This is a genomic window from Burkholderia latens (assembly GCF_902499045.1).
In the GTDB taxonomy this organism is placed as follows: Bacteria; Pseudomonadota; Gammaproteobacteria; order Burkholderiales; family Burkholderiaceae; genus Burkholderia; species Burkholderia latens.
Genome location: NZ_CABVPL010000011.1, coordinates 78,030 through 98,673, shown reverse-complemented (window position 1 = coordinate 98,673; position 20,644 = coordinate 78,030). Strand labels below are relative to the sequence as shown.

21 protein-coding genes are annotated in these 20,644 nt (G+C 68.3%); 4 read left to right on the top strand and 17 right to left on the bottom strand.

What is annotated here, in order from left to right; genetic code table 11:
• Positions 1-27: 27 nt before the first annotated feature.
• Together BSE24067_RS11025 and BSE24067_RS11020 are read right to left on the bottom strand one after the other, a co-directional pair.
• Complete coding sequence (locus tag BSE24067_RS11025; protein ID WP_151063284.1) at positions 28-852, bottom strand: glycosyltransferase; 825 nt, start codon at positions 850-852, stop codon at positions 28-30.
• Positions 849-2,105 carry a lipopolysaccharide biosynthesis protein gene (locus BSE24067_RS11020; RefSeq protein WP_151063285.1) on the bottom strand — a complete coding sequence of 419 codons (1,257 nt, stop codon included), beginning with the start codon at positions 2,103-2,105 and terminating at the stop codon, positions 849-851. Before BSE24067_RS11020 ends, BSE24067_RS11025 begins: the two co-directional genes overlap by 4 nt.
• A 240-nt stretch (positions 2,106-2,345) precedes the next feature.
• Between BSE24067_RS11020 and BSE24067_RS11015 the strand changes: the two genes are divergently transcribed.
• The 4 genes from BSE24067_RS11015 (at position 2,346) to waaA (ending at position 7,244) form a co-directional block, all read left to right on the top strand.
• The gene (locus BSE24067_RS11015; RefSeq protein ID WP_151063286.1) at positions 2,346-3,740 is read left to right on the top strand and encodes a phosphomannomutase/phosphoglucomutase; all 1,395 of its coding nucleotides are present in this window, start codon (positions 2,346-2,348) and stop codon (positions 3,738-3,740) included.
• 175 nt (positions 3,741-3,915) lie between these two features.
• On the top strand, positions 3,916-4,911 hold the full coding sequence (gene waaC, locus BSE24067_RS11010) for a lipopolysaccharide heptosyltransferase I (RefSeq protein WP_151063287.1): 996 nt from the start codon (positions 3,916-3,918) through the stop codon (positions 4,909-4,911).
• Between the two features lie 61 nt (positions 4,912-4,972).
• Complete coding sequence (locus BSE24067_RS11005; protein WP_151063288.1) at positions 4,973-5,857, top strand: Kdo hydroxylase KdoO; 885 nt, start codon at positions 4,973-4,975, stop codon at positions 5,855-5,857.
• A gap of 37 nt (positions 5,858-5,894) precedes the next feature.
• Complete coding sequence (gene waaA / locus BSE24067_RS11000) at positions 5,895-7,244, top strand: lipid IV(A) 3-deoxy-D-manno-octulosonic acid transferase (protein WP_151063289.1); 1,350 nt, start codon at positions 5,895-5,897, stop codon at positions 7,242-7,244.
• A 64-nt stretch (positions 7,245-7,308) separates the two neighbouring features.
• Here waaA and ureG read toward each other — a convergent pair whose 3' ends face one another.
• From ureG to BSE24067_RS10925, 15 genes are all read right to left on the bottom strand, one after another.
• A complete protein-coding gene (ureG, locus tag BSE24067_RS10995; protein WP_151063290.1) occupies positions 7,309-7,956 on the bottom strand; it encodes an urease accessory protein UreG in 648 nt (215 codons plus the stop codon).
• Between the two features lie 14 nt (positions 7,957-7,970).
• Complete coding sequence (locus BSE24067_RS10990; RefSeq protein WP_151063291.1) at positions 7,971-8,651, bottom strand: urease accessory protein UreF; 681 nt, start codon at positions 8,649-8,651, stop codon at positions 7,971-7,973.
• A complete protein-coding gene (gene ureE, locus BSE24067_RS10985) occupies positions 8,638-9,276 on the bottom strand; it encodes an urease accessory protein UreE (RefSeq protein ID WP_151063292.1) in 639 nt (212 codons plus the stop codon). The genes BSE24067_RS10990 and ureE overlap by 14 nt, the downstream gene beginning before the upstream one ends.
• Before the next feature lie 18 nt (positions 9,277-9,294).
• Positions 9,295-11,001 (bottom strand): urease subunit alpha, encoded by a 1,707-nt coding sequence (ureC, locus tag BSE24067_RS10980; protein ID WP_151063293.1) that lies wholly within the window; start codon positions 10,999-11,001, stop codon positions 9,295-9,297.
• A 28-nt stretch (positions 11,002-11,029) separates the two neighbouring features.
• Positions 11,030-11,335: an urease subunit beta gene (locus BSE24067_RS10975; RefSeq protein ID WP_059499866.1), complete on the bottom strand. Its 306-nt coding sequence runs from the start codon at positions 11,333-11,335 to the stop codon at positions 11,030-11,032.
• A gap of 14 nt (positions 11,336-11,349) precedes the next feature.
• Positions 11,350-11,652 carry an urease subunit gamma gene (gene ureA / locus BSE24067_RS10970; protein WP_006406310.1) on the bottom strand — a complete coding sequence of 101 codons (303 nt, stop codon included), beginning with the start codon at positions 11,650-11,652 and terminating at the stop codon, positions 11,350-11,352.
• 237 nt (positions 11,653-11,889) lie between these two features.
• The gene (locus BSE24067_RS10965; protein ID WP_151063294.1) at positions 11,890-12,765 is read right to left on the bottom strand and encodes an urease accessory protein UreD; all 876 of its coding nucleotides are present in this window, start codon (positions 12,763-12,765) and stop codon (positions 11,890-11,892) included.
• A gap of 222 nt (positions 12,766-12,987) precedes the next feature.
• Positions 12,988-13,680: an urea ABC transporter ATP-binding subunit UrtE gene (gene urtE / locus BSE24067_RS10960; protein ID WP_151063295.1), complete on the bottom strand. Its 693-nt coding sequence runs from the start codon at positions 13,678-13,680 to the stop codon at positions 12,988-12,990.
• 4 nt (positions 13,681-13,684) lie between these two features.
• Positions 13,685-14,542, bottom strand: coding sequence for an urea ABC transporter ATP-binding protein UrtD (gene urtD / locus BSE24067_RS10955; protein WP_151063296.1), 858 nt, complete (start codon positions 14,540-14,542; stop codon positions 13,685-13,687).
• Positions 14,539-15,729, bottom strand: coding sequence for an urea ABC transporter permease subunit UrtC (gene urtC / locus BSE24067_RS10950; RefSeq protein WP_151063297.1), 1,191 nt, complete (start codon positions 15,727-15,729; stop codon positions 14,539-14,541). The genes urtD and urtC overlap by 4 nt, the downstream gene beginning before the upstream one ends.
• Position 15,730: 1 nt before the next feature.
• A complete protein-coding gene (gene urtB / locus BSE24067_RS10945) occupies positions 15,731-17,350 on the bottom strand; it encodes an urea ABC transporter permease subunit UrtB (RefSeq protein WP_151063298.1) in 1,620 nt (539 codons plus the stop codon).
• Between the two features lie 169 nt (positions 17,351-17,519).
• Positions 17,520-18,827 carry an urea ABC transporter substrate-binding protein gene (urtA, locus tag BSE24067_RS10940; protein ID WP_151063299.1) on the bottom strand — a complete coding sequence of 436 codons (1,308 nt, stop codon included), beginning with the start codon at positions 18,825-18,827 and terminating at the stop codon, positions 17,520-17,522.
• 433 nt (positions 18,828-19,260) lie between these two features.
• Complete coding sequence (locus BSE24067_RS10935) at positions 19,261-19,584, bottom strand: rhodanese-like domain-containing protein (protein ID WP_006758748.1); 324 nt, start codon at positions 19,582-19,584, stop codon at positions 19,261-19,263.
• An 11-nt stretch (positions 19,585-19,595) separates the two neighbouring features.
• Positions 19,596-20,252: a protein-L-isoaspartate O-methyltransferase family protein gene (locus BSE24067_RS10930; RefSeq protein ID WP_151063300.1), complete on the bottom strand. Its 657-nt coding sequence runs from the start codon at positions 20,250-20,252 to the stop codon at positions 19,596-19,598.
• A gap of 104 nt (positions 20,253-20,356) precedes the next feature.
• A complete protein-coding gene (locus BSE24067_RS10925; RefSeq protein ID WP_151063301.1) occupies positions 20,357-20,614 on the bottom strand; it encodes a hypothetical protein in 258 nt (85 codons plus the stop codon).
• Positions 20,615-20,644 lie beyond the last annotated feature (30 nt).

The following is a 20,644-nucleotide window of genomic DNA, read 5'->3' as shown; positions in this document are numbered from 1 at the left end:
TAAAGCGCCGAAAATGCCGGATGCGGACTACGCGGACGGCCGCGCTGCGAACAGCGTCTGCTTGATCCGCTGCAGCGTACGGTACGGCATCACGAAATGCAGCAGGTTCTTGGCGAGGCCGGCCCAGTCGTACGGGTTCAGCACGTTGAAGTGACGCAGCAGCAGCGACAGCGTCGACATCAGCTGGCGGCGGCGCTTGGTCGCGCTGATCCCGCCCTCGTTGAGCTCGTAGTAGAGGCCGAGCTCGGGCAGGTTCGCGCAATCGTAGCGTTCCATTAACCGTAAAAAAAGATCGAGATCCTCGGCCGCACGGTATTTCGCGCGGTAATTGCCGACTTCGCGCACGGCGTCGATGCGCAGCATCACCGACGGATGCACGAGCGGCGAGCGCAGGAAGCGCGTGCGGCGCAGCGTGCGCGGATCGGCCGGCGGCGTCAGCATGAAGCGCGGCTCGCCGGCGCGCGACACGACCTGGGTCCACATGCCGACGCAGGCCACGCGCGGGTGCGCGTCGAGATACGCTCGCTCCTTCGCGAGACGCTGCGGCACGGCGAGATCGCCGGCGTCGATCCGCGCCGCATAGCGGAAGCCGCGCGCGGCGAGCGCATCGATGCCGGCCTCGAGCGCGCGCTCGATACCGCCGTTCTTCGGCATGCGCAGCACCTCGATCGCGAGGCCGGGCAGGTCGGGCGCGACGATCGGCGGCGTGCTGCCGTCGTCGACGATCAGCACGTGCACCGGCGCGTCCTCGCGAAACGACGCGAGGGTGCGCACGACGTCGTCGTGGCCGTTGTAGGCAGGCATCAGCACGGCCACGTCGTCGAGCACGGGCGGGCAAGCGGAAGACGTCATGGGCGCAGCTTGAAACGAATGTAATAAAAATTAACGGCGGCGGCGGCCACATAGCCGGCCGCGAGCCCGACGAGCGCGCCGTACAGGCCGAGCTGCGGGATCGCGAACACGTTGACGAGCGCGGCGATCGCGAGCGCGAGCACCCATTTCGCCAGCAACACGAATTTTGCTTGATATTTGAGAACGATAAGATTGCCTATCGCCTCGATGCCGGCCGGCACGGACAGCCAGACGGCCCAGCGGAAGATGTCGACCGACGCCTCGTAGCCGCGGCCGAACACCTTGCCGACGATGAGCGGCGCGGCCGCGTCCAGCACGAGCGCGCCGGCCGTCATCACGCCGGCCGTCATCGCGATCAGCCGGACGATGTTGCGGCGCAGCCGCGCGACGTCCTGCACGCGGTACACGAACGCGGGGGCGATGGTCTGCGCGAGCATCAGCGCGAGCGTGATCCAGTTCTCGTTGAGCTGCTGGGCCGCCGCGTAGCGGCCGAGGTCGGCGAACGACACGTGACGCTCGAGCATCAGGCGGTCGAGCTTCAGAAACAGGTACATGCAGATCAGGCCGAGCCAGAACACGGTGCCGGCGGTCGCGAAGTGCCTGAACAGCGGCTTGTCGAACGTCCAGCCGAGCGTGCCGCCGTTACGATGGCGGTAGTAGAGCAGCAGCGCGAAGCCGATCGCCGCGGCCTCCAGCGCCCACAGCCATGCGAAGCGCGCCGGGCCGGCGGCCGCGCGCACCAGCAGCCAGACGAGCAGCGCCTTGACCAGCGCGGTGAACATGCTGGTCACGAGCTGCGGCTTGCTGTAGGTCATGCTCTGCAGCCACGCGTTGATCACGCCGACGAACGGCTCGCGAAACACCATCGTGACCGCGAGGCCCGCGAGCATCGCGCCGACGAGCGGATCGAACGCGCCGGCCGCGATCGCGATCCACGTCGCGACGAGCGCGGCGGCGGACACGCCGATGCGCAGCGCGAACGCGCTGCCGAGCACCGCGCCGAGTTGCGCGGGCGGACGCTGGACGATGGTCGGAACCAGGATTTCGGCGCCGCACACCCAGGTGAGCGGCGCCAGTACGAGGAGAAGCGTATTCGCATACTGCCATTTGCCGAACACGTCCGGCCCGAAATATCGGGCCAGAAGGCCGCTGACCGCGATCGCGACGCCGATCTGCGTGAGCCGTTCGAGCCCCAGCCAGACGAGGTTCGCGACGGCCTTCGCGACGTCCGGGTTGCCGAATCGCTTCAGCATGCGGGGCAGCCGCACGCACGCGAGGCGGCCGGCAGGGCGCCGGGAGGCGGCAGGTGGGCGGCGGCGGAACGGCTAGGCATTAAAATGGACGGAATCCGCGTCATCAAAACCCGCGATTATAAGTGGGATCGGGGGCGCTCCAGCCGTCCCGTTCCTGATGGCGCGAAGCCGCATGTATGATGCCGGGCATGCGCGAAAGGCGGCCAGATTATTTTCCATGCACGAACCGAGAGAGAACCGATGATCTCCCAATCCATCTTCAAGGCATATGACATTCGCGGTGTGATCGGCAAGACGCTCGACGCCGACACGGCGCGCGCGATCGGCCGCGCATTCGGCAGCGAAGTGCGCGCGCAGGGCGGCGATGCGGTCGTCGTCGCGCGCGACGGGCGCCTGTCGGGGCCCGAGCTCGTCGGCGCCCTCGCCGACGGCCTGCGTGCGGCAGGGGTCGACGTCGTCGACGTCGGCATGGTGCCCACGCCGGTCGGCTATTTCGCGGCGAGCGTGCCGCTTGCGCTGAAGGGCGGCGAGCGTCGCGTCGATTCGTGCATCGTCGTCACGGGCAGCCACAACCCGCCGGACTACAACGGTTTCAAGATGGTGCTGCGCGGCGCGGCGATCTACGGCGAGCAGATCCAGGCGCTGTACCGCCGCATCGTCGACGAGCGCTATGAAACGGGCAGCGGCTCGTTCGAGCAGTTCGACGTCGCGGACCAGTACATTGCGCGCATCGCCGGCGACGTGAAGCTCGCGCGCCCGCTGAAGATCGTGGTGGATGCCGGCAACGGCGTCGCGGGCCCGCTCGCGACGCGCCTGTTCAAGGCGCTCGGCTGCGAGCTCGTCGAGCGCTTCACCGACATCGACGGCACGTTCCCGAACCACCACCCCGATCCCGCCCATCCGGAAAACCTGCAGGATGTGATCCAGGCGTTGAAGGACACCGATGCCGAACTCGGCTTCGCGTTCGACGGCGACGGCGACCGCCTCGGCGTCGTCACGAAGGACGGCCAGATCATCTATCCGGACCGTCAGCTGATGCTGTTCGCGGAAGAAGTGCTGTCGCGCAACCCGGGCGCGCAGATCATCTACGACGTGAAGTGCACGCGCCATCTCGCACAGTGGGTGAAGGAGAAGGGCGGCGAGCCGCTGATGTGGAAGACGGGCCATTCGCTCGTGAAGGCGAAGCTGCGCGAGACGGGCGCACCGCTCGCGGGCGAGATGAGCGGCCACGTGTTCTTCAAGGATCGCTGGTACGGCTTCGACGATGGTCTGTACACGGGCGCGCGCCTGCTGGAGATTCTCGCGAAGACGGCCGACCCGAGCGCGGTGCTCAATGCGCTGCCGGATGCGATGAGCACGCCGGAGCTGCAGCTCAAGCTCGAGGAAGGCGAGAACTTCCAACTGATCGACAAGCTGCAGAAGGAAGCGAAGTTCGACGGCGCCGACGAAGTCGTGACGATCGACGGGCTGCGCGTCGAATACCCGGACGGCTTCGGCCTCGCGCGTTCGTCGAACACGACGCCGGTGGTCGTCCTGCGTTTCGAATCGGAGACGCAGGCAGGCCTCGAGCGTATCCAGGCCGATTTCCGCCGTGTGCTGACGGCCGCGAAGCCGGACGTCAAGCTGCCGTTCTGAACCTGGGCGGCCTGCGGGCCGCCACCGGCGCGGCGGTCGAACGATTCGTCGCGCCATCCCCGAAAAGCGGCGCATGCCAGCGGCATGCGGCCGCTTTTTGTCTGTCTGACTGTCCGGGCGCGATAAAATCGCGTCTTTATGCCTGTCGCCGGCCGTCCGCCGGCGTTTTTTCAGCGTGCAAAAGATCCTGATCGTGCGCGTGTCGTCGCTGGGCGACGTCGTGCACAACATGCCGGTGGTCGCCGATATCCGGCGCCGCCACCCCGACGCGCAGATCGACTGGCTCGTCGAGGAGAGCTTCGTCGACCTCGTGCGGCTCGTCGACGGCGTGCGCGACGTGCTGCCGTTCTCGCTGCGCCGCTGGCGCAAGAAGCCGTTCTCGGGCGCGACGTGGCGCGAGATCCGCGCGTTCCGCAAGCGCCTCGCGGCCGAGCGGTACGACCTCGTGATCGACTGCCAGGGCCTGATCAAGACGGCCTGGGTCGCGAGCTGGGCGCACGGCCCGCTCGCCGGCCTCGGCAACCGCACCGACGGCGCGGGCTACGAATGGCCGGTGCGCTTCTTTTATCGCAAGCGCGTGCCGATCGCGCCGCGCACGCACGTGGTCGAGCGCTCGCGCCAGCTCGTCGCGGCCGCGCTCGGCGATCCCGAGCCGACGCCGGCCGATCCGGTCGACTTCGGCCTCGATACGCGCGCGGCGGCGCTCGCGGTCGCGGCGCTCGGGCTGAACCTGCCGGTGCCGTACGTGGTGTTCGTGCACGCGACGTCGCGCGCGGACAAGCAGTGGCCGGACGCCGCGTGGATCGAGCTCGGCCAGGCGCTCGTGCGGCGCGGCGCGTCGCTCGTGCTGCCGTGGGGCAACGAAGCGGAGCGCGCGACCAGCGAGCGGCTCGCGAAGGAGTTCGGCGCGGCCGCGATCGTGCCGCCGAAGCTGTCGCTGCCGGCCGTGGTCGGCCTGATCGACGGCGCGGCCGCGACGGTCGGGGTTGATACAGGTCTGGTTCACATCGCGGCCGCGCTGAAGCGTCCGACGGTCGAACTGTACAATTTCGCGACGGCGTGGCGCACCGGCGGCTACTGGTCGCCGAACGTCGTCAATCTCGGCACGGCGGGACAGCCGCCGTCGATCGCGCAGGTGAAGGCGGCGCTCGCAGGCTTCGGCCTGCTGTGATGCCTGCCGTGTCCGCCATGCCCGTCCTGCCTTTGCCGCCTGTCATGCACGCGAACCGATCATGAGCGAATCCCAGATCATCGAAGTCTCGTCCGCCGACTGGAGCGGACACAACCTGTCGGCGCCGCGCGAGCAGCTGCTGGCCGCGGTCGAGGAGGGCAAGGTGCTGTATTTCCCGCACCTGCGCTTCGCGATCGAAGGCGGCGAGGAAGCGCTGCTCGATCCGGCGCTCGCCGATCCGAAACGCAAGAACATCAGTCTCGCGCCGAACGGCGGCGCGCTCGCCGGCGTGCTCGGCGACAGCGTCACGCAGTCGGCCGTGCGCGCGCTCGTCGCGCGCTTCCAGCAGCAGGCCGGCACGCTCGTCGACGGCCTGTTCCCGGAATACCGCGGCAAGCTGCGCGTCGCGCCGACGAGCCTGCGGCTGATGCAGGTCGAGACGCGCCAGACGTCGTGGCGCAAGGACGACAGCCGGCTGCACGTCGACGCGTTCCCGTCGCGGCCGAACTACGGCGAGCGGATCCTGCGCGTGTTCACGAACGTGAACCCGGCCGGGCAGCCGCGCGTGTGGCGTGTCGGCGAGCCGTTCGAGGACGTCGCGAAGCGCTTCCTGCCGAAGATCCGGCCGCAGTTGCCGGGCTGGGCGTGGCTGCTGAACCTGCTGCACGTGACGAAGTCGCCGCGCAGCGCGTACGACCACCTGATGCTGAACCTGCACGACGGGATGAAGGCCGATCTCGACTACCAGAAGACTTGTCCGCAGCAGACGATGCCGTTTCCGCCGGGCAGCGTGTGGATATGTTTCTCCGATCAGACTTCGCACGCTGTGATGTCCGGCCAGTTCATGCTCGAGCAGACCTTCTTCCTGCCGGTCGACGCGATGGTGCGCCGCGAATGCGCGCCGCTCGGGATTCTCGAGCGCCTGACCGGCAGGACGCTGGTTTGAGCGCGCACCGGTTTCGACGCAACACGGGGGCGGCCGCATGCTGAGGGCGATCTATCGCGCGCTGTGGTGGCTCGTCGCGCCGATCGCGGTGATCCGGCTGCTCGTGCGCTCGCGCAAGGAGCGCGGCTATCGCGAGCACATCGGCGAACGCTTCGGCCATGTCGCGGGCCGTTCGCCGGACGATCGCGCGCCGCTGATCTGGGTGCACGCGGTGTCGGTCGGCGAGACGCGCGCCGCGCAGCCGCTGATCGACGCGCTGATGCGTGCGCGTCCCGACGCGCGCATCCTGCTCACGCACATGACGCCGAGCGGCCGCGCGACCGGCGAGCAGATCTTCGGCGATCGCGTGCTGCGCTGCTATCTGCCGTACGACATGCCCGGCGCGGTGCGGCGCTTCCTGCGCGCATGGCGGCCGACGCTCGGCCTCGTGATGGAAACCGAGGTGTGGCCGACGCTGATCGACGAGTGCCGGCGCGCCGACGTGCCGCTCGTGCTGACCAACGCGCGGATGTCCGCGCGCTCGCATCGGCGCGCGGCGAAGTTCGGCGCGGCAACGCGCGACGTGTTCGGCGGCTTCTCGCGCGTGCTCGCGCAGAGCCCGGCCGACGCGGAGCGGCTGACGTCGCTCGGCGCGCGCAACGTGACGGTGCTCGGCAACCTGAAGTTCGACATGACGACGCCGCCGGAGTTGGCTGCGCGCGGCCACGCGTGGCGCGACGCGATCGGCCCGCGGCCGGTGTGGGTCGCGGCCAGCACGCGCGAGAACGAAGAGGCGCTGGTGCTGCAGGCGTTCGCCGCGATGAAAACGCCCGGCGCGCTGCTGATTCTCGTGCCGCGTCATCCGCAGCGCTTCGCCGAAGTCGACGCGCTGGTCGCGCGCAACGGCTTCACGTGCGTGCGGCGTTCGGTATGGGGGGCGGATGCGGCGGCGCTCGCGGCCGGCCGGCCCGCCGCGGCGGAACCGCTGCCGGCGGACGTGACCGTGTTGCTCGGCGATTCGATGGGCGAGCTCGGTGCGTACTATGCGGCCGCCGACGTCGCGTTCATCGGCGGCAGCCTGCTGCCGCTCGGCGGGCAGAACCTGATCGAGGCATGCGCGGTCGGCGTGCCGGTGCTGATCGGCCCGCACGTGTTCAATTTCACGCAGGCGACCGCCGATGCGGTTGCGGCCGGTGCCGCGCTGCAGGTCGCGGATCCGCTCGATCTCGCGCACGTGCTCGATGCGTTGTTCGCCGATCATCCGCGGCGCGTCGCGATGGGCGCGGCCGGTGCGGCGTTCGCGTCGCGTCATCGCGGTGCGACCGCGCGCTCGGTCGACGTGCTCGCGGCGCTGCTGCCGCCGGTCGAGCGCGGTGCGCAATCGTTGCAGGACGCATCCGACGATTGAGCGGGCGAGCGGTGCAAGGCCGCCCCGAGGCAGGCGAGGCGGCGGCGGGCCGCCGCGCCGCCGTTCACACCGTCAGCAATCCCTTCTTCTCGATGAACGCGACGACGTCCGCGACGCCTTCGAGGGCCTTCAGATTCGTCATCACGTAAGGCCGCTCGCCGCGCATCTTCTTCGTGTCGGACGCCATCACGTCGAGGTTCGCGCCGACGAGCGGCGCAAGATCGGTCTTGTTGATCACGAGGAGGTCGGACTTCGTGATGCCCGGCCCGCCCTTGCGCGGAATCTTTTCGCCGCCCGCGACGTCGATCACGTAGATCGTCAGGTCCGACAACTCGGGGCTGAACGTCGCCGCCAGGTTGTCGCCACCCGATTCGATGAACACGATGTCGGCATCCGGAAAGCGCGACAGCATCCGGTCGACGGCCTCGAGGTTGATCGACGCGTCCTCGCGAATCGCCGTATGCGGGCAGCCGCCGGTCTCCACACCCATGATGCGTTCCTCGGGCAGCGCGCCCGCGACCGTCAGCAAGCGCTGATCTTCCTTCGTATAGATGTCGTTCGTGATGGCGACGAGGTCGTATTTGTCGCGCATCGCCTTGCACAGCATTTCGAGCAGCGTGGTCTTGCCGGAGCCGACGGGGCCGCCGATGCCGACGCGCAGCGGCGGCAGTTTCTTCGTGCGGCGGGCGGAGGACGGAGCGGGTGCGTTCATGGCGTGGATCGGGTTCAGGAGCGGAACAACCGCGAATACTGGGTCTCGTGCCGCGCGGACAGGATGCCGAGCTGCGGCGCGAACGTGTTGACGGCGTCGGGCGGCGTCGCGAGCGCACGGCGCACGGCCGCGTCGATCGCGCCGCGCAGCGCGACGATGATGCGCTGGCCGGCAAGCTGGCCGAGCGGTACCGCTTTCAGCGCGGCCGACGTCTGGTTCTCGACCCAGCCGAATGCGTACGCGGCGAGCGTCGCGTCGGCGCCGGCATCGTGCGCGGCGGCCGCGTATGCGAATGCGGTCGGCAGCGCGATCGGCGTGAGCGATGCAAGCGTCGCGCGGCGTGCGGCGTCGCCCCATTCGAGCGATGCGCACAGCTGCGCGAGCGACCAGCCCATCTGTTCGGTCTCGCGGCGCAATTCGGCCGATTCGCGGCTCGCGACGAACCACGCGTTCTCGCGGGCCAGCGCGTCCGCGTCATGCGCGTGCCAGCGCGAGAGCTGGTGCGCGAGAAACGGCAGCTCGCCGTGCGCGAGCACGTCGGTGAGCCCGCTCGCGATCCAGTCGCGCGCGGTGTCGGCGTCGCGGATCAGGTTCGCGTCGAGCGCGGCTTCGAAGCCCTGCGAATAGCTGAACGCGCCGATCGGCAGTGCGGGCGACGCGAGATGCAGCAGCGCGACGAGTTCAGTGGTGGTCATGACCGTGGTGGCCGTGCGTGCAGCCGGGACCATGCTGATGATCGTGATCGTGATCGTGATCGTGATCGTGATCGTGATCGTGCGAGTGCGAGTGCGAGTGCGAGTGCCCGTGGTGTTCGCCGAACACCTGCTGCGCGAGCGCGTAGTCCTCGGCGAACGTCGCGTCGTGCCCGTGCTTGTGGCCGCCGCCGTACGCGCCGGCTTCCGGCTGGAACGGTGCGCTCGTTTCCTCGACCTGCGTGCCGAGCCGGCGCAGCATGTCCGCGAGCACCGGATCGGCTTCGAGTTTCAGATAGCCGTCGCCGATCTCGACGGGCGTGTGACGATTGCCGAGGTGATACGCGGCGCGCATCAGCATGAGCGGATCGGCGGCGCGCACGAGCAGCACGGTTTCGGCGGCAGCGGCGACGCGCACGAGCGCGCCGTCGTCGGCGACGAGCACGTCGCCGTCGCGCAGCACGGTGCCGCGCGGCAGCAGGACCGCGACGTCCTCGCCGGTGTCGAGCGTCGCCGCGAGGCGGCTCTTGCAGCGGGCGTCGTACGCGAGCGTGAGCGTCGGCGCGCGCGCGACGAGCGACGCGGCGAGCTTCACGTTCGGGGCAATGCGTTTGTCGAGGGTGCGCATGGAACGAAAAACCGGAAATCAGAACAGGAAATAGCGCTGCGCCATCGGCAGCACCGTCGCCGGCTCGCAGGTGAGCAGCTGGCCGTCGGCGATCACGTCGTAGGTTTCGGGATCGACGCTGATCGACGGCCGCCACGCGTTGTGGATCATGTCGGCCTTCGTCACGTTGCGGCAGTTGCGCACCGGCACGACCTGCTTCGCGAGCCCGTAGCGTTCGGCGATGCCCGCGTCGGCGGCCATCTGCGACACGAACGTCAGCGACGTGCGCGCGAGCGCGCCGCCGCGCGTCGCGAACATCTCGCGGTAGTGAACCGGCTGCGGCGTCGGAATCGACGCGTTCGGATCGCCCATCTGCGCGAGCGCGATCATCCCGCCCTTGAGGATCATCGACGGCTTGATTCCGAAGAATGCAGGTTCCCACAGCACCAGGTCGGCCCACTTGCCGGGCTCGATCGACCCGACTTCGTGCGCGATGCCGTGCGTGAGCGCCGGGTTGATCGTGTACTTCGCGACGTAGCGCTTCGCGCGGAAGTTGTCGTTGCGCGCGTTGTCTTCCGGCAGCGCGCCGCGCTGCACCTTCATCTTGTGCGCGGTCTGCCACGTGCGGATGATCACTTCGCCGACGCGGCCCATCGCCTGCGAGTCGGACGACAGCATCGACAGCGCGCCGAGATCGTGCAGGATGTCCTCGGCCGCGATCGTCTCGCGGCGAATGCGCGATTCGGCGAACGCGAGATCCTCGGCGATCGACGGATCGAGGTGATGGCACACCATCAGCATGTCGAGATGCTCGTCGAGCGTGTTGATCGTGTACGGGCGCGTCGGATTGGTCGACGACGGCAGCACGTTCGCCTCGCCGCACACCTTGAGGATGTCGGGTGCATGGCCGCCGCCCGCGCCTTCGGTGTGGTACGTGTGGATCGTGCGGCCCTTGAACGCGGCGACCGTCGATTCGACGAAGCCGCCTTCGTTCAGCGTGTCGGTGTGGATCGCGACCTGCGTGTCGGTGTCGTCGGCCACCGACAGGCAGTTGTCGATCGCGGCGGGCGTCGTGCCCCAGTCTTCGTGAAGCTTCAGCCCGATCGCGCCGGCCGCGATCTGCTCGACGAGCGGCTGCGGCAGGCTCGCGTTGCCCTTGCCGAGAAAGCCGAGGTTGATCGGCCAGCCGTCGGCCGCCTGCAGCATCCGCTCCATGTGCCACGGCCCCGGCGTGCAGGTCGTCGCGTTGGTGCCGGTGGCCGGCCCCGTGCCGCCGCCGAGCATCGTCGTGACGCCCGATGCGAGCGCCTCGTCGATCTGCTGCGGGCTGATGAAATGGATGTGCGTGTCGATGCCGCCGGCCGTCACGATCAGCCCTTCGCCGGCGATCACTTCGGTCGCGGCGCCGATCGCGATCGTCACGCCGGGCTGGATGTCCGGATTGCCGGCCTTGCCGATCGCGGCGATGCGGCCGTGCTTGATCGCGATGTCGGCCTTCACGATGCCCCAGTGATCGAGGATCACCGCGTTCGTGATCACCGTGTCGGGCACGTCGGCGGCTACGCGCTGCGATTGGCCCATCCCGTCGCGGATCACCTTCCCGCCGCCGAATTTCACTTCCTCGCCGTACGTGGTGAAGTCGCGTTCGATTTCGATCAGCAGGTCGGTATCGGCGAGCCGCACGCGGTCGCCCGTCGTCGGCCCGAACATTTCCGCGTACGCGCGGCGGCTCAAGCGTAGTGTCATGTGCTGTTCCTGAAGAGCGGGGCGCGGCTTACAGCGGCCCCATCACCTTGCCCTGAAAACCGTAGACGGCGCGATCGCCCGCCAGCTCGACCAGTTCGACGGTGCGGGTCTGGCCGGGCTCGAAGCGCACCGCGGTGCCGGCCGCGATGTTGAGGCGGAAGCCGCGCGCGGCCGCGCGATCGAACGACAGCGCGTCGTTGACTTCGAAGAAGTGGTAATGCGAGCCGACCTGCACCGGGCGGTCGCCGGTGTTCGCGACGACGAGCGACAGCGTCGCGCGGCCTGCGTTGAGTTCGTGCTCGCCGTCGTCGGTGAGGATTTCGCCGGGAATCATGCGCGGGGCCTCGGTCACGGAATCGGGTGGTGGACGGTGACGAGCTTGGTGCCGTCGGGGAAGGTTGCCTCGACCTGGATGTCGGGGATCATCTCCGGCACGCCGTCCATTACGTCGTCGCGCGTGAGCAGCGTCGTGCCGTAGTGCATCACCTCGGCGACGGTCTTGCCGTCGCGTGCGGCTTCCATCAGCGCGGCGGTGATGAACGCGACCGCCTCCGGATAGTTGAGCTTCAGCCCGCGCGCGCGACGGCGCTCGGCCAGCAGCGCCGCCGTGAAGATCAGCAGCTTGTCCTTTTCTCGGGGAGTCAGTTTCATGAAGGCAGTCGTTCAGGAAAACGTAATTTTTATCGGTGTGCGCCGGTGTGCAGCGCGCGGCTCATCGTAGCACCGCGCCGTTTCACGCGCGTCGTGTATCGGTTATGTAAACAGCAAGGGCCGTGCCATGCCGATGAAATGTGCGGATGTGCGCGTTCGTGGTGCGCGATGCATCGATTGCGGGCGGCCTCGGCGGCGACGCTGCGCCGAAACGGTGCGTCGCAGGTTCGGCACGGGTCAGGTTTGCCAGAGACGCAGCGGCCGTGCGTCGACGCCGTGCACGATCGGCCGCAGATAAAGCCAGCAGTCGGTGAAGTGACGCTGCAGCGCTTCCATCGACGTCGACAGTGCGCGCACCAGCACGACGCCCGGCGTTACACATGTTGCGCCCGTGCGCAGCGTTTCGCCGAACGGCATGCGCGCGGCGAGCGCTTCGGCAAGTGCCGCATCGCACGCGGGGCCGGCCGCCCACAGCGTGCCGTACACCGGAAAACCGGCGAGGCCCTGCAGCGCGCCGCGCAATGGATCGTGCGCATCGAGCAGCGCGCGCTCGGTCCACAGCGGCCGACCGTCGGCGTCGACGAGTGCCGAGCGCGCCGCGATGCGGCCCGACGACCACGTTTCGCCGGCCGCCTGCCGGCCGAGCTGCGTCGCATCCCAGCCGATCGCGCTCGCGCCGGCGCCGAGCGTCACCGTGAAGTCGAGCGCTGCGTGCGCGGCATCGAAGAACAGGTTGTTCTGCGGCAGCCAGTCGAGCTTCGCGTGCGCGCCGACCGTGATGCCGATACGCTGCGTCGCGTCGAGTCCGTTCGACTTGTACCACTTGGTCGCGCCGGGCGTCGTCAGCGCGGCGTGCGTGCCGTCGCCGAGCGCGATGTCGACGTCCAGCCGGTCGCCGCCCGCGACGCCGCCCGGCGGATGAACGATCACCGCGTGGCAGATCGCGTCGCCTTCCGGATACAGCGGCCGCTGCACGCGCAGCGGGCCGTCGTGCAGCCGGTGAACGAGCGTCGTGCGCGCACCGTTCCGTTCGAAGCCCAGTTCGAGGCGGCCGTGCCAGGACTTGGCGACGGCGGGGCGGGACAGCGGGGCGTGGGAGTCGGAGGCGGACATCGGCGGGAAGCTGGGGTCGGGCGCGGAAACGAAGATGCTAACGCAACAATATACGCGTGAGCAGATGCGTTGCCGAGCGCGCCGAGCGCGCCGAGGGCGCTGGGGCGTGTACACGGCCCGTGCGGATGATTGCCGGGCATTCGCCGTGCGCCGAGCACCCGACCGCCAGCGGCCAACCGCCAACCGCCAACCGGCATCGTGCCCTCCGAGCCGCATCGCCCGCTACACCGCGATCAATTCCCGCACGCCGTTCGTCTCCATGTCGCGCGCGTCGCCGCCCGCGATGACTTCGCCGCGGCTCATCACCCAGTAGCGGTCCGCGATCGAGCGCGCGAAATCGTAATACTGTTCGACGAGCAGCACGGTCATCTTCGATTCGTCGACGAGCTGGCGCAGCGTGCGGCCGATGTCCTGGATGATCGACGGCTGGATGCCTTCGGTCGGCTCGTCGAGGATCAGCAACTGCGGCTCGCTCATCAGCGCGCGGCCGATCGCGAGCTGCTGCTGCTGGCCGCCCGACAGATCGCCGCCGCGTCGCGCGCGCATGTCCTTCAGCACCGGGAACAGGTCGTAGATGCGATCGGGCACCTTCGACGGCGCCTTGCGGCTCGCCGCGCCGACGAGCAGGTTTTCCTCGACGGTGAGCCGCGGAAAGATGTCGCGTCCTTGCGGCACATACGCGAGCCCGGCCGCGACGCGCGCATACGGCGGCAACGCGCCGAGCGACGTGCCGCGCCACGACACGCTGCCGCTCTTCGCGGCGACGACGCCCATCAGGCAGCGCAGCAGCGTGCTCTTGCCGACGCCGTTGCGGCCGAGCAGCACGGTCAGCTTGCCGTCGTCGGCCGCGAGCGTCACGTTGCGCAGGATATGGCTGCCGCCGTAGTACTGGTTCAGTGCATCGATCTTCAGCATTGCGTCATCGTCCGAGGTAAGACTCGATCACCGCGTCGTCGCGCTTGACCTGGTCGAGCGTGCCTTGCGCGAGCACCGCGCCTTCGGCCATGACCGTCACGCGGCCCGACTCGCCCGCGAGCGCCGCGACGAACTCCATGTCGTGCTCGACGACCATCATCGAGCACGTGCCGCGCAGCGTGTTCAGCAGCTTCGCGAGCTCCATCGTCTCGTGGTCGGTCATCCCGGCCGCCGGTTCGTCGAGCAGCAGCAGCGCCGGGCGCTGCATCAGCAGCATGCCGATCTCGAGCCGCTGTTTCTGGCCGTGCGACAGCTCGCCGGCCGCGCGATACGCATCGCTTTCGAGGCCGATCAGTTCAAGCGTTTCCTCGATCTTCGTCTGCGCGGTGCGGTCGAGCCGCGCGCGCAGCGACGCGAGCCAGCCCTTGTCGGTCTGCATCGCCAGTTCGAGGTTTTCCCATACCGGATGTTGTTCGAACACGGTCGGCTTCTGGAACTTGCGGCCGATGCCCGCGCGCGCGATCTCGGGTTCGTTCATCCGCGCGAGGTCGATCGTCTGGCCGAGAAACACCTTGCCCGCATCGGGGCGCGTCTTGCCGGTGATCACGTCCATCATCGTCGTCTTGCCCGCGCCGTTCGGGCCGATCACGCAGCGCAGCTCGCCCGCGTCGATCGCGAGCGACAGCTTGTTCAATGCGCGAAAGCCGTCGAAGCTGACCTCGATGTCCTCGAGGTAGAGGATCGTGCCGTGCGACGTGTCGATGCCGTCCGGCACGACGCGGCCCATCGATGCGCTGCCGCTGACTGCCAGCAGCTCGTCTTCGGGCGGCGGCGTGAACTGGTAGAGGGCCGTGCCGTTCATCCGCGTTTCCCCTTCGCGAGCAGCGTGTCGACGAGGCCCATGATCCCGCGCGGCAGCAAGAGCGGCACGAGCACGAAGATCAGGCCGAGACAGAACAGCCAGTATTCGGCGAAATACGCGGTGAAGAAACTCTTCGCGCCATTCACCGCGAACGCGCCGACGATCGGCCCGATCAGCGTGCCGCGGCCGCCGACCGCGACCCAGATCGCCATTTCGATCGAATTGCCCGGCGACATCTCGCCGGGATTGATGATGCCGACTTGCGGCACGTACAGCGCGCCGGCGATTCCGCACAGCACGGCCGACAGCGTCCACACGAACAGCTTGTACGCGAGCGGGCTGTAGCCGAGGAACATCAGCCGCGTCTCGCCGTCGCGTACCGCGGTCACGACGCGCCCGAGCTTGCTGGTGACGACCGCACGCGCGACGATGAACGCGAGCACGAGCGTCGCGAAGGTCAGCAGCAACAGCACGGTGCGCGTGCCGGGCGACGTGATCGAAAAGCCCGCGATGCGCTTGAAGTCGGTGAAGCCGTTGTTGCCGCCGAAGCCCGTCTCGTTGCGAAAGAACAGCAGCATCGCGGCGAACGTCAGCGCCTGCGTGATGATCGACAGGTACACGCCCTTCACGCGCGAGCGGAACGTGAAGAAGCCGAACACCCACGCGAGCACGGCCGGCACGAGCACGACCAGCGCGAGCGCCCATGCGAGATGCTGCGTGCCGCTCCAGTACCACGGCAACTGATGCCAGTCGAGGAACACCATGAAGTCGGGCAGGTCGCTGCCGTACTTCCCGTCGCGGCCGATCTCGCGCATCAGGTACATGCCGATCGCATAGCCGCCGAGCGCGAAGAACAGGCCGTGGCCGAGGCTCAGGATGCCGCAGTAACCCCACACGAGATCGAGCGCGAGCGCGGCGATCGCGTAGCACATCAGCTTGCCGGCAAGCGTCATCGCATACGCGGACAGATGGAATGCGCTCGACTCGGGCGCGACCAGCGCGGCGAGCGGCACGCCGATGCCGATCGCGATGCACAGCGCGACGAGCGCGAGCCACGCGCGGCGCGACAGCAGCGCGGGGCGCGGCGGCAGGCCGAGCGCGAAGCGTTCGTCCGCGCGCGCGCCGGCGGCGGCAGGCTTCGGCGCATCGGCGACCGGGTTCGACAACGAATCGGTGATTGAAGTCACGTCACGCCTCCGCGCTGCGTCCCTTCGGGGCGAACATCCCCTGCGGACGCTTCTGGATGAACAGCACGATCATCACGAGCACCGCGATCTTCGCGAGCACGGCGCCCCAGAACGGCTCGATCGCCTTGCTGACGAGGCCGAGCCCGAAGCCGCCGAGCACCGTGCCGGCGATCTGGCCGACGCCGCCGAGCACGACCGCCATGAACGAATCGATGATGTAGTTCTGCCCGAGATCGGGGCCCACGTTGCCGATCTGCGACAGCGCGCAGCCGCCCAGGCCCGCGATGCCCGCGCCGAACGCGAACGCATACGCATCGACGCGCGCGGTTTTCACGCCGACGCATGCGGCCATCCGGCGGTTCTGCGTGACCGCGCGCACGAACAGGCCGAGCCGCGTCTTCGTCAGCACCGCCCACGCGACGAACACCACCGCGAGCGCGAACGCGAGGATCGCGAGCCGGTTGTACGGGAGGATCAGGTTCTGCATCACGATCACGCCGCCGCTCATCCACGACGGGTTCACGACCTGCACGTTCTGCGCGCCGAACAGCATGCGTGTCGCCTGAATCAGGATCAGGCTCACGCCGAACGTCGCGAGCAGCGTTTCGAGCGGGCGGCCGTACAGGTGCCGCAGCACGAGCCGTTCGAGCACGATGCCGACGAGCGCGGCCGCCGCGAACGACACGGGCACCGCGACGAGCGGATACCAGTCGAATGCGGCCGGCGCATAGCGCTGGATCAGCGTCTGCACGACATAGGTTGCGTACGCACCGATCATCAGGAATTCGCCGTGCGCCATGTTGATCACGCCGATCAGCCCGTACGTGATTGCAAGGCCGAGCGCGGCGAGCAGCAGCACGCTGCCGAGCGACAGGCCCGCGAACACGGTGCCCGCGATCTCGCCGCGGCGTTGCAGCGCGTGCAGCGTATCGAGCCCCTGTTGCGCAGCGTCGCGCACACGCGCGTCGGGTTCCGCGTAGCTGCCGTCCGCGTTCTTCGCGACGAGCGGACGCAGCTGTTCGATCATGTCGAGATCCTGGCGCGCGGCCACCACTTGCACGGCTTCGAGGCGCTTCGCCGGATCGGCGTCGTGCAGCGCGGCGATCGCCCACAGCGCGTCGAGGCGGCGCTTCAACGCGGGATCGGTTTCCTTTGCGCGTGCGCGGTCGATCATCGGCTTGAGCGCCGGGTCGGGCGACTTCAGCAGCGCATCGATCGCGTCGCGGCGCGCGGCGATGTCGGGCGACGCGAGCGCGAGCCCGGACAGTGCGGCGGCGATCTTCGTGCGCAGCAGGTTGTTCAGCATCACGGGCTGCGCGTCGCCGGCCGGTGTCGCGGCCTGCGTCAGCGCGTCGTGCGCGGTGTCGCCGGTCTGGATCAGCAGGCGGCCGTCGCCGGTCGCGAGCGCGTCGCCGCTCGACAGCGCATTGAGCAGCGCGACCGCGCGCGGATCGGTATCGGCGGCAAGATGTTCGATCGCGGCCGTTTTGGCATCGAAGTCGTCGCCGGCGAGCGCGGCGGTATCGGCGGGCGTCAGCGCATAGGCGGCGCGCGGCAGCGCGCACGCGAGCGCAGCGCACGCGACGATCGCAGCGACGGTCCGGTGAAAGCGTATCGGCATCGGAATTCCTGTCAGGCGTGGAGAGGCGCGCTCATGCAGCGGCAGGGCGGCTGCGGCTTCGGCAATCGCGACGGCGCCCGCTGGCGTCGCACCGACATGCCGGTTTCGACGCTTTGCCGCCGCGCATGGCCGGGACGTTGCACGTGTGCGCAACGCCCCGCGCATCGCATCAGGCCAGCGCCGCGCGCTGCCGCCGCAGGAACGCCGGAATCGAGCTGACGACGTCCGGCTTGCCCTGGTTGCCCGCGATGAACGGGCTCCACGGCTGCGCGCGCACGGCCGTCTTCGTCTTCCATACGACGTTGAACTGCCCGTCGCCGCGGATCTCGCCGATCATCACCGGCTTGTGCAGGTGGTGGTTGCCGTCCATCGCGAGCGTGAAGCCCGACGGTGCGGCAACCGTCTGGCCGATCATCGCGACGCGCACCTTGTCGACGTCGGTGCTCTTCGCTTTTTCGACCGCCTGCTTCCACATGTGGATGCCGACATAGGTCGCTTCCATCGGATCGTTGGTCACGCGCTTCGCGCCGCCCGGCAGGTTGTTCGCCTTCACCCATGCGGCGAACTGGTCCTTGAACTTCGTGTTGTTCGGGTTCTTCACCGACATGAAGTAGTTCCATGCGGCGAGGTGGCCGACGAGCGGCTTCGTGTCGATCCCGCGCAGCTCCTCCTCGCCGACCGAGAACGCGACCACCGGCACGTCGGTCGCCTTGATCCCCTGGTTGCCGAGTTCCTTGTAGAACGGCACGTTCGAATCGCCGTTGATCGTCGAGATCACGGTCGTCTTGCCGCCCTGCGCGAAGGTCTTGATGTTCGCGACGATCGTCTGGTAATCGCTGTGGCCGAACGGCGTGTAGACCTCCTGAATGTCGGCGTCCTTCACGCCCTTAGATTTCAGGAACGCGCGCAGGATCTTGTTGGTCGTGCGCGGATACACGTAGTCGGTGCCGAGCAGGAAGAAGCGCTTCGCGCTGCCGCCTTCGGCGCTCATCAGGTACTCGACCGCCGGAATCGCCTGCTGGTTCGGTGCGGCGCCCGTGTAGAACACGTTGCGCGACATTTCCTCGCCTTCGTACTGGACCGGATAGTAGAGCAGGCCGTTCAGTTCCTCGAACACCGGCAGCACCGACTTGCGCGACACCGACGTCCAGCAGCCGAACACGCACGCGACCTTGTCCTGCGTGAGCAACTGGCGCGCCTTCTCGGCGAACAGCGGCCAGTTCGATGCCGGGTCGACGACCACCGGCTCGATCTTGCGGCCCATCACGCCGCCGCTCTTGTTGATGTCGGCGATCGTCATCAGCGCCGTGTCCTTCAGCGACGTTTCGGAGATCGCCATCGTGCCCGACAGCGAATGCAGGATGCCGACCTTGATCGGGCCGGTGCCCGCATCGGCTGCGTGCGCGAACGGACTCTTGCCCGCCAGCGCGAGTGCACCAGCCATCGAACCGAACTTCAGCAGACTGCGACGTTTCATCGGGATCCCCTTGACGTGTTGGTTGTGCGTGCGCCGTGGCGGCGTCGGCAAACGGGGATAACGCAAGGCATGTGCCAGTCGCGCAAGTGCACGTCCGGCGTGCCTGCGCGGGATCCGGCGAAGTACCGGCGCGGTGCGGATGATGCGTCGTGCAGCACGCGCGATCCGTTGCGGTGCGTTCGCACGAGCGCAAATGGTGCATGCGCGGTTTCGCGCGCCGCGTCGGCGGCTGAAGGGGTGTTTAATGCCTGACGTGCCGGCGGCATCGAGCATGCGCGACGTGGTCGTCACGTTCCGCGACGAGCACGGAACCGGCAGCCGAAATGGAAACGGGCGCGCAATGCGCACCCGTTCGGCGGATCAGTGCGACCGGCGGCGATGCGCCGGCCGACCTGGCGGCGCGCGAACGCACACCGCCGCAAAGGTTGGAAGCTCAGTAACGCGGCACGGACGGATCGACGTCGCGCGACCACGCGTCGATGCCGCCTTGCAGGTTGTACAGCTTCGTGAAGCCGCGCGATTCGAGGAACATCGCCACCTGCGCGCTGCGCATTCCGTGATGGCACACGCAGACGATTTCCGCTTCGTCGTCGAGCTCCTCGCTGCGCGCGGGGATCTGCTGCATCGGGATCGACACGCTGCCGGCGATCTGCGCGGTCGAGATTTCCCACGGTTCGCGCACGTCGAGGACGACCGGCGCGGGGCGCGCCGGGTCGCGCAGCCATTCGGCGAGCATCGCCGGTGTCAGGATCTGCATGGGGCCGCCGCTCAGAACTTGAAACGCGACGGCTCGATCGCGTTGACGAGGTGATCGACGTAGGTTTCGAACACGTCCGCGACACGGTACTGCTTGTCGTCGATGCGCGTGATGATCTGCGCCTTCATCACCGGACGGCCGCCGACGAACGCCGACAGGCGGCCGCCGATCTTCAGCTGCTCGAGCATCTGCTGCGGCACGAGCGGCAGGCCGCCCGCGACGCAGATCACGTCGTACGGCGCCTTGTCGGGCCAGCCGAGCGAGCCGTCGCCGAGCACGACTTCCGCGTTCGTCACGCCGTCGTTGCGCAGGTTATCCGCCGCGAACTTCGCGATGGCCGGGTCGATCTCGACGGCCGTCACGTGCAGCGCGCGATGCGCGAACAGCGCGGTGAGGTAGCCGGAGCCGGCGCCGATCACGAGCACGTTCTCGTGCTTCTTCACCGCCAGTTCCTGCAGCACGCGCGCTTCGACGCGCGGGAACAGCATCTTGCCGCGGCCGCCGGGCAGCGGCAGCTCGAGGTCGGCGAACGCGAGATCGCGATGCTCGGGCGACACGTATTTTTCACGCTTGACGATTGACAACAGGCCCAGGACGTCGAGATCCAGCACGTCCCACGGCCGGATCTGTTGTTCGATCATGTTGAAACGCGCGTTTTCGATATTCATGGTGTGGTCACGCAGCCAGGTCGGCCATCAGCGGGGGTAGAGAAACTTCGTGATTGTACCAAACGGGACGGCCGGGAAGCCTTCAGGCGGCCTGCAACAGACCTTTACTCCTTGCTCTTCTTGATCTGCGCCTCGAACGCGAGGTCGAGCTTGCTGACCTTGCGCGGCTTTTTGGGGCCGAAGTCGTCGACGAATCGGACGAATTCGTCGAGCGGCAGCGGTTCGCTGCGTTTTTCGGCGGTGCCGCCCGAGCGGTCGACCAGGTAGAACAGGCCGCCGGCCATCGCGACGGCCGCGAACTGCGGGTTGCCGGAACGGGCCTTCAGGCGTTCGACCGCGTTGGTTGCTTTGGTGGTGCGCATCGTGCGGATTCTTGCAGGGGCGTGGAGCCC

What these genes read in the sequence shown, in the direction of transcription:
- BSE24067_RS10925 (WP_151063301.1), bottom strand. Translation starts at nt 20,614, where the DNA reads ATGCGCACCACCAAAGCAACCAACGCGGTCGAACGCCTGAAGGCCCGT.
- urtE (WP_151063295.1), bottom strand. Translation starts at nt 13,680, where the DNA reads ATGCTGAAGATCGATGCACTGAACCAGTACTACGGCGGCAGCCATATC.
- ureC (WP_151063293.1), bottom strand. Translation starts at nt 11,001, where the DNA reads ATGACACTACGCTTGAGCCGCCGCGCGTACGCGGAAATGTTCGGGCCG.
- ureA (WP_006406310.1), bottom strand. Translation starts at nt 11,652, where the DNA reads ATGAAACTGACTCCCCGAGAAAAGGACAAGCTGCTGATCTTCACGGCG.
- BSE24067_RS10965 (WP_151063294.1), bottom strand. Translation starts at nt 12,765, where the DNA reads ATGTCCGCCTCCGACTCCCACGCCCCGCTGTCCCGCCCCGCCGTCGCC.
- urtD (WP_151063296.1), bottom strand. Translation starts at nt 14,542, where the DNA reads ATGAACGGCACGGCCCTCTACCAGTTCACGCCGCCGCCCGAAGACGAG.
- BSE24067_RS10935 (WP_006758748.1), bottom strand. Translation starts at nt 19,584, where the DNA reads ATGCAGATCCTGACACCGGCGATGCTCGCCGAATGGCTGCGCGACCCG.
- ureG (WP_151063290.1), bottom strand. Translation starts at nt 7,956, where the DNA reads ATGAACGCACCCGCTCCGTCCTCCGCCCGCCGCACGAAGAAACTGCCG.
- BSE24067_RS11020 (WP_151063285.1), bottom strand. Translation starts at nt 2,105, where the DNA reads ATGCTGAAGCGATTCGGCAACCCGGACGTCGCGAAGGCCGTCGCGAAC.
- BSE24067_RS10975 (WP_059499866.1), bottom strand. Translation starts at nt 11,335, where the DNA reads ATGATTCCCGGCGAAATCCTCACCGACGACGGCGAGCACGAACTCAAC.
- BSE24067_RS11005 (WP_151063288.1), top strand. Translation starts at nt 4,973, where the DNA reads ATGAGCGAATCCCAGATCATCGAAGTCTCGTCCGCCGACTGGAGCGGA.
- BSE24067_RS10990 (WP_151063291.1), bottom strand. Translation starts at nt 8,651, where the DNA reads ATGACCACCACTGAACTCGTCGCGCTGCTGCATCTCGCGTCGCCCGCA.
- ureE (WP_151063292.1), bottom strand. Translation starts at nt 9,276, where the DNA reads ATGCGCACCCTCGACAAACGCATTGCCCCGAACGTGAAGCTCGCCGCG.
- urtB (WP_151063298.1), bottom strand. Translation starts at nt 17,350, where the DNA reads ATGCCGATACGCTTTCACCGGACCGTCGCTGCGATCGTCGCGTGCGCT.
- urtA (WP_151063299.1), bottom strand. Translation starts at nt 18,827, where the DNA reads ATGAAACGTCGCAGTCTGCTGAAGTTCGGTTCGATGGCTGGTGCACTC.
- waaA (WP_151063289.1), top strand. Translation starts at nt 5,895, where the DNA reads ATGCTGAGGGCGATCTATCGCGCGCTGTGGTGGCTCGTCGCGCCGATC.
- BSE24067_RS11025 (WP_151063284.1), bottom strand. Translation starts at nt 852, where the DNA reads ATGACGTCTTCCGCTTGCCCGCCCGTGCTCGACGACGTGGCCGTGCTG.
- BSE24067_RS11015 (WP_151063286.1), top strand. Translation starts at nt 2,346, where the DNA reads ATGATCTCCCAATCCATCTTCAAGGCATATGACATTCGCGGTGTGATC.
- BSE24067_RS10930 (WP_151063300.1), bottom strand. Translation starts at nt 20,252, where the DNA reads ATGAATATCGAAAACGCGCGTTTCAACATGATCGAACAACAGATCCGG.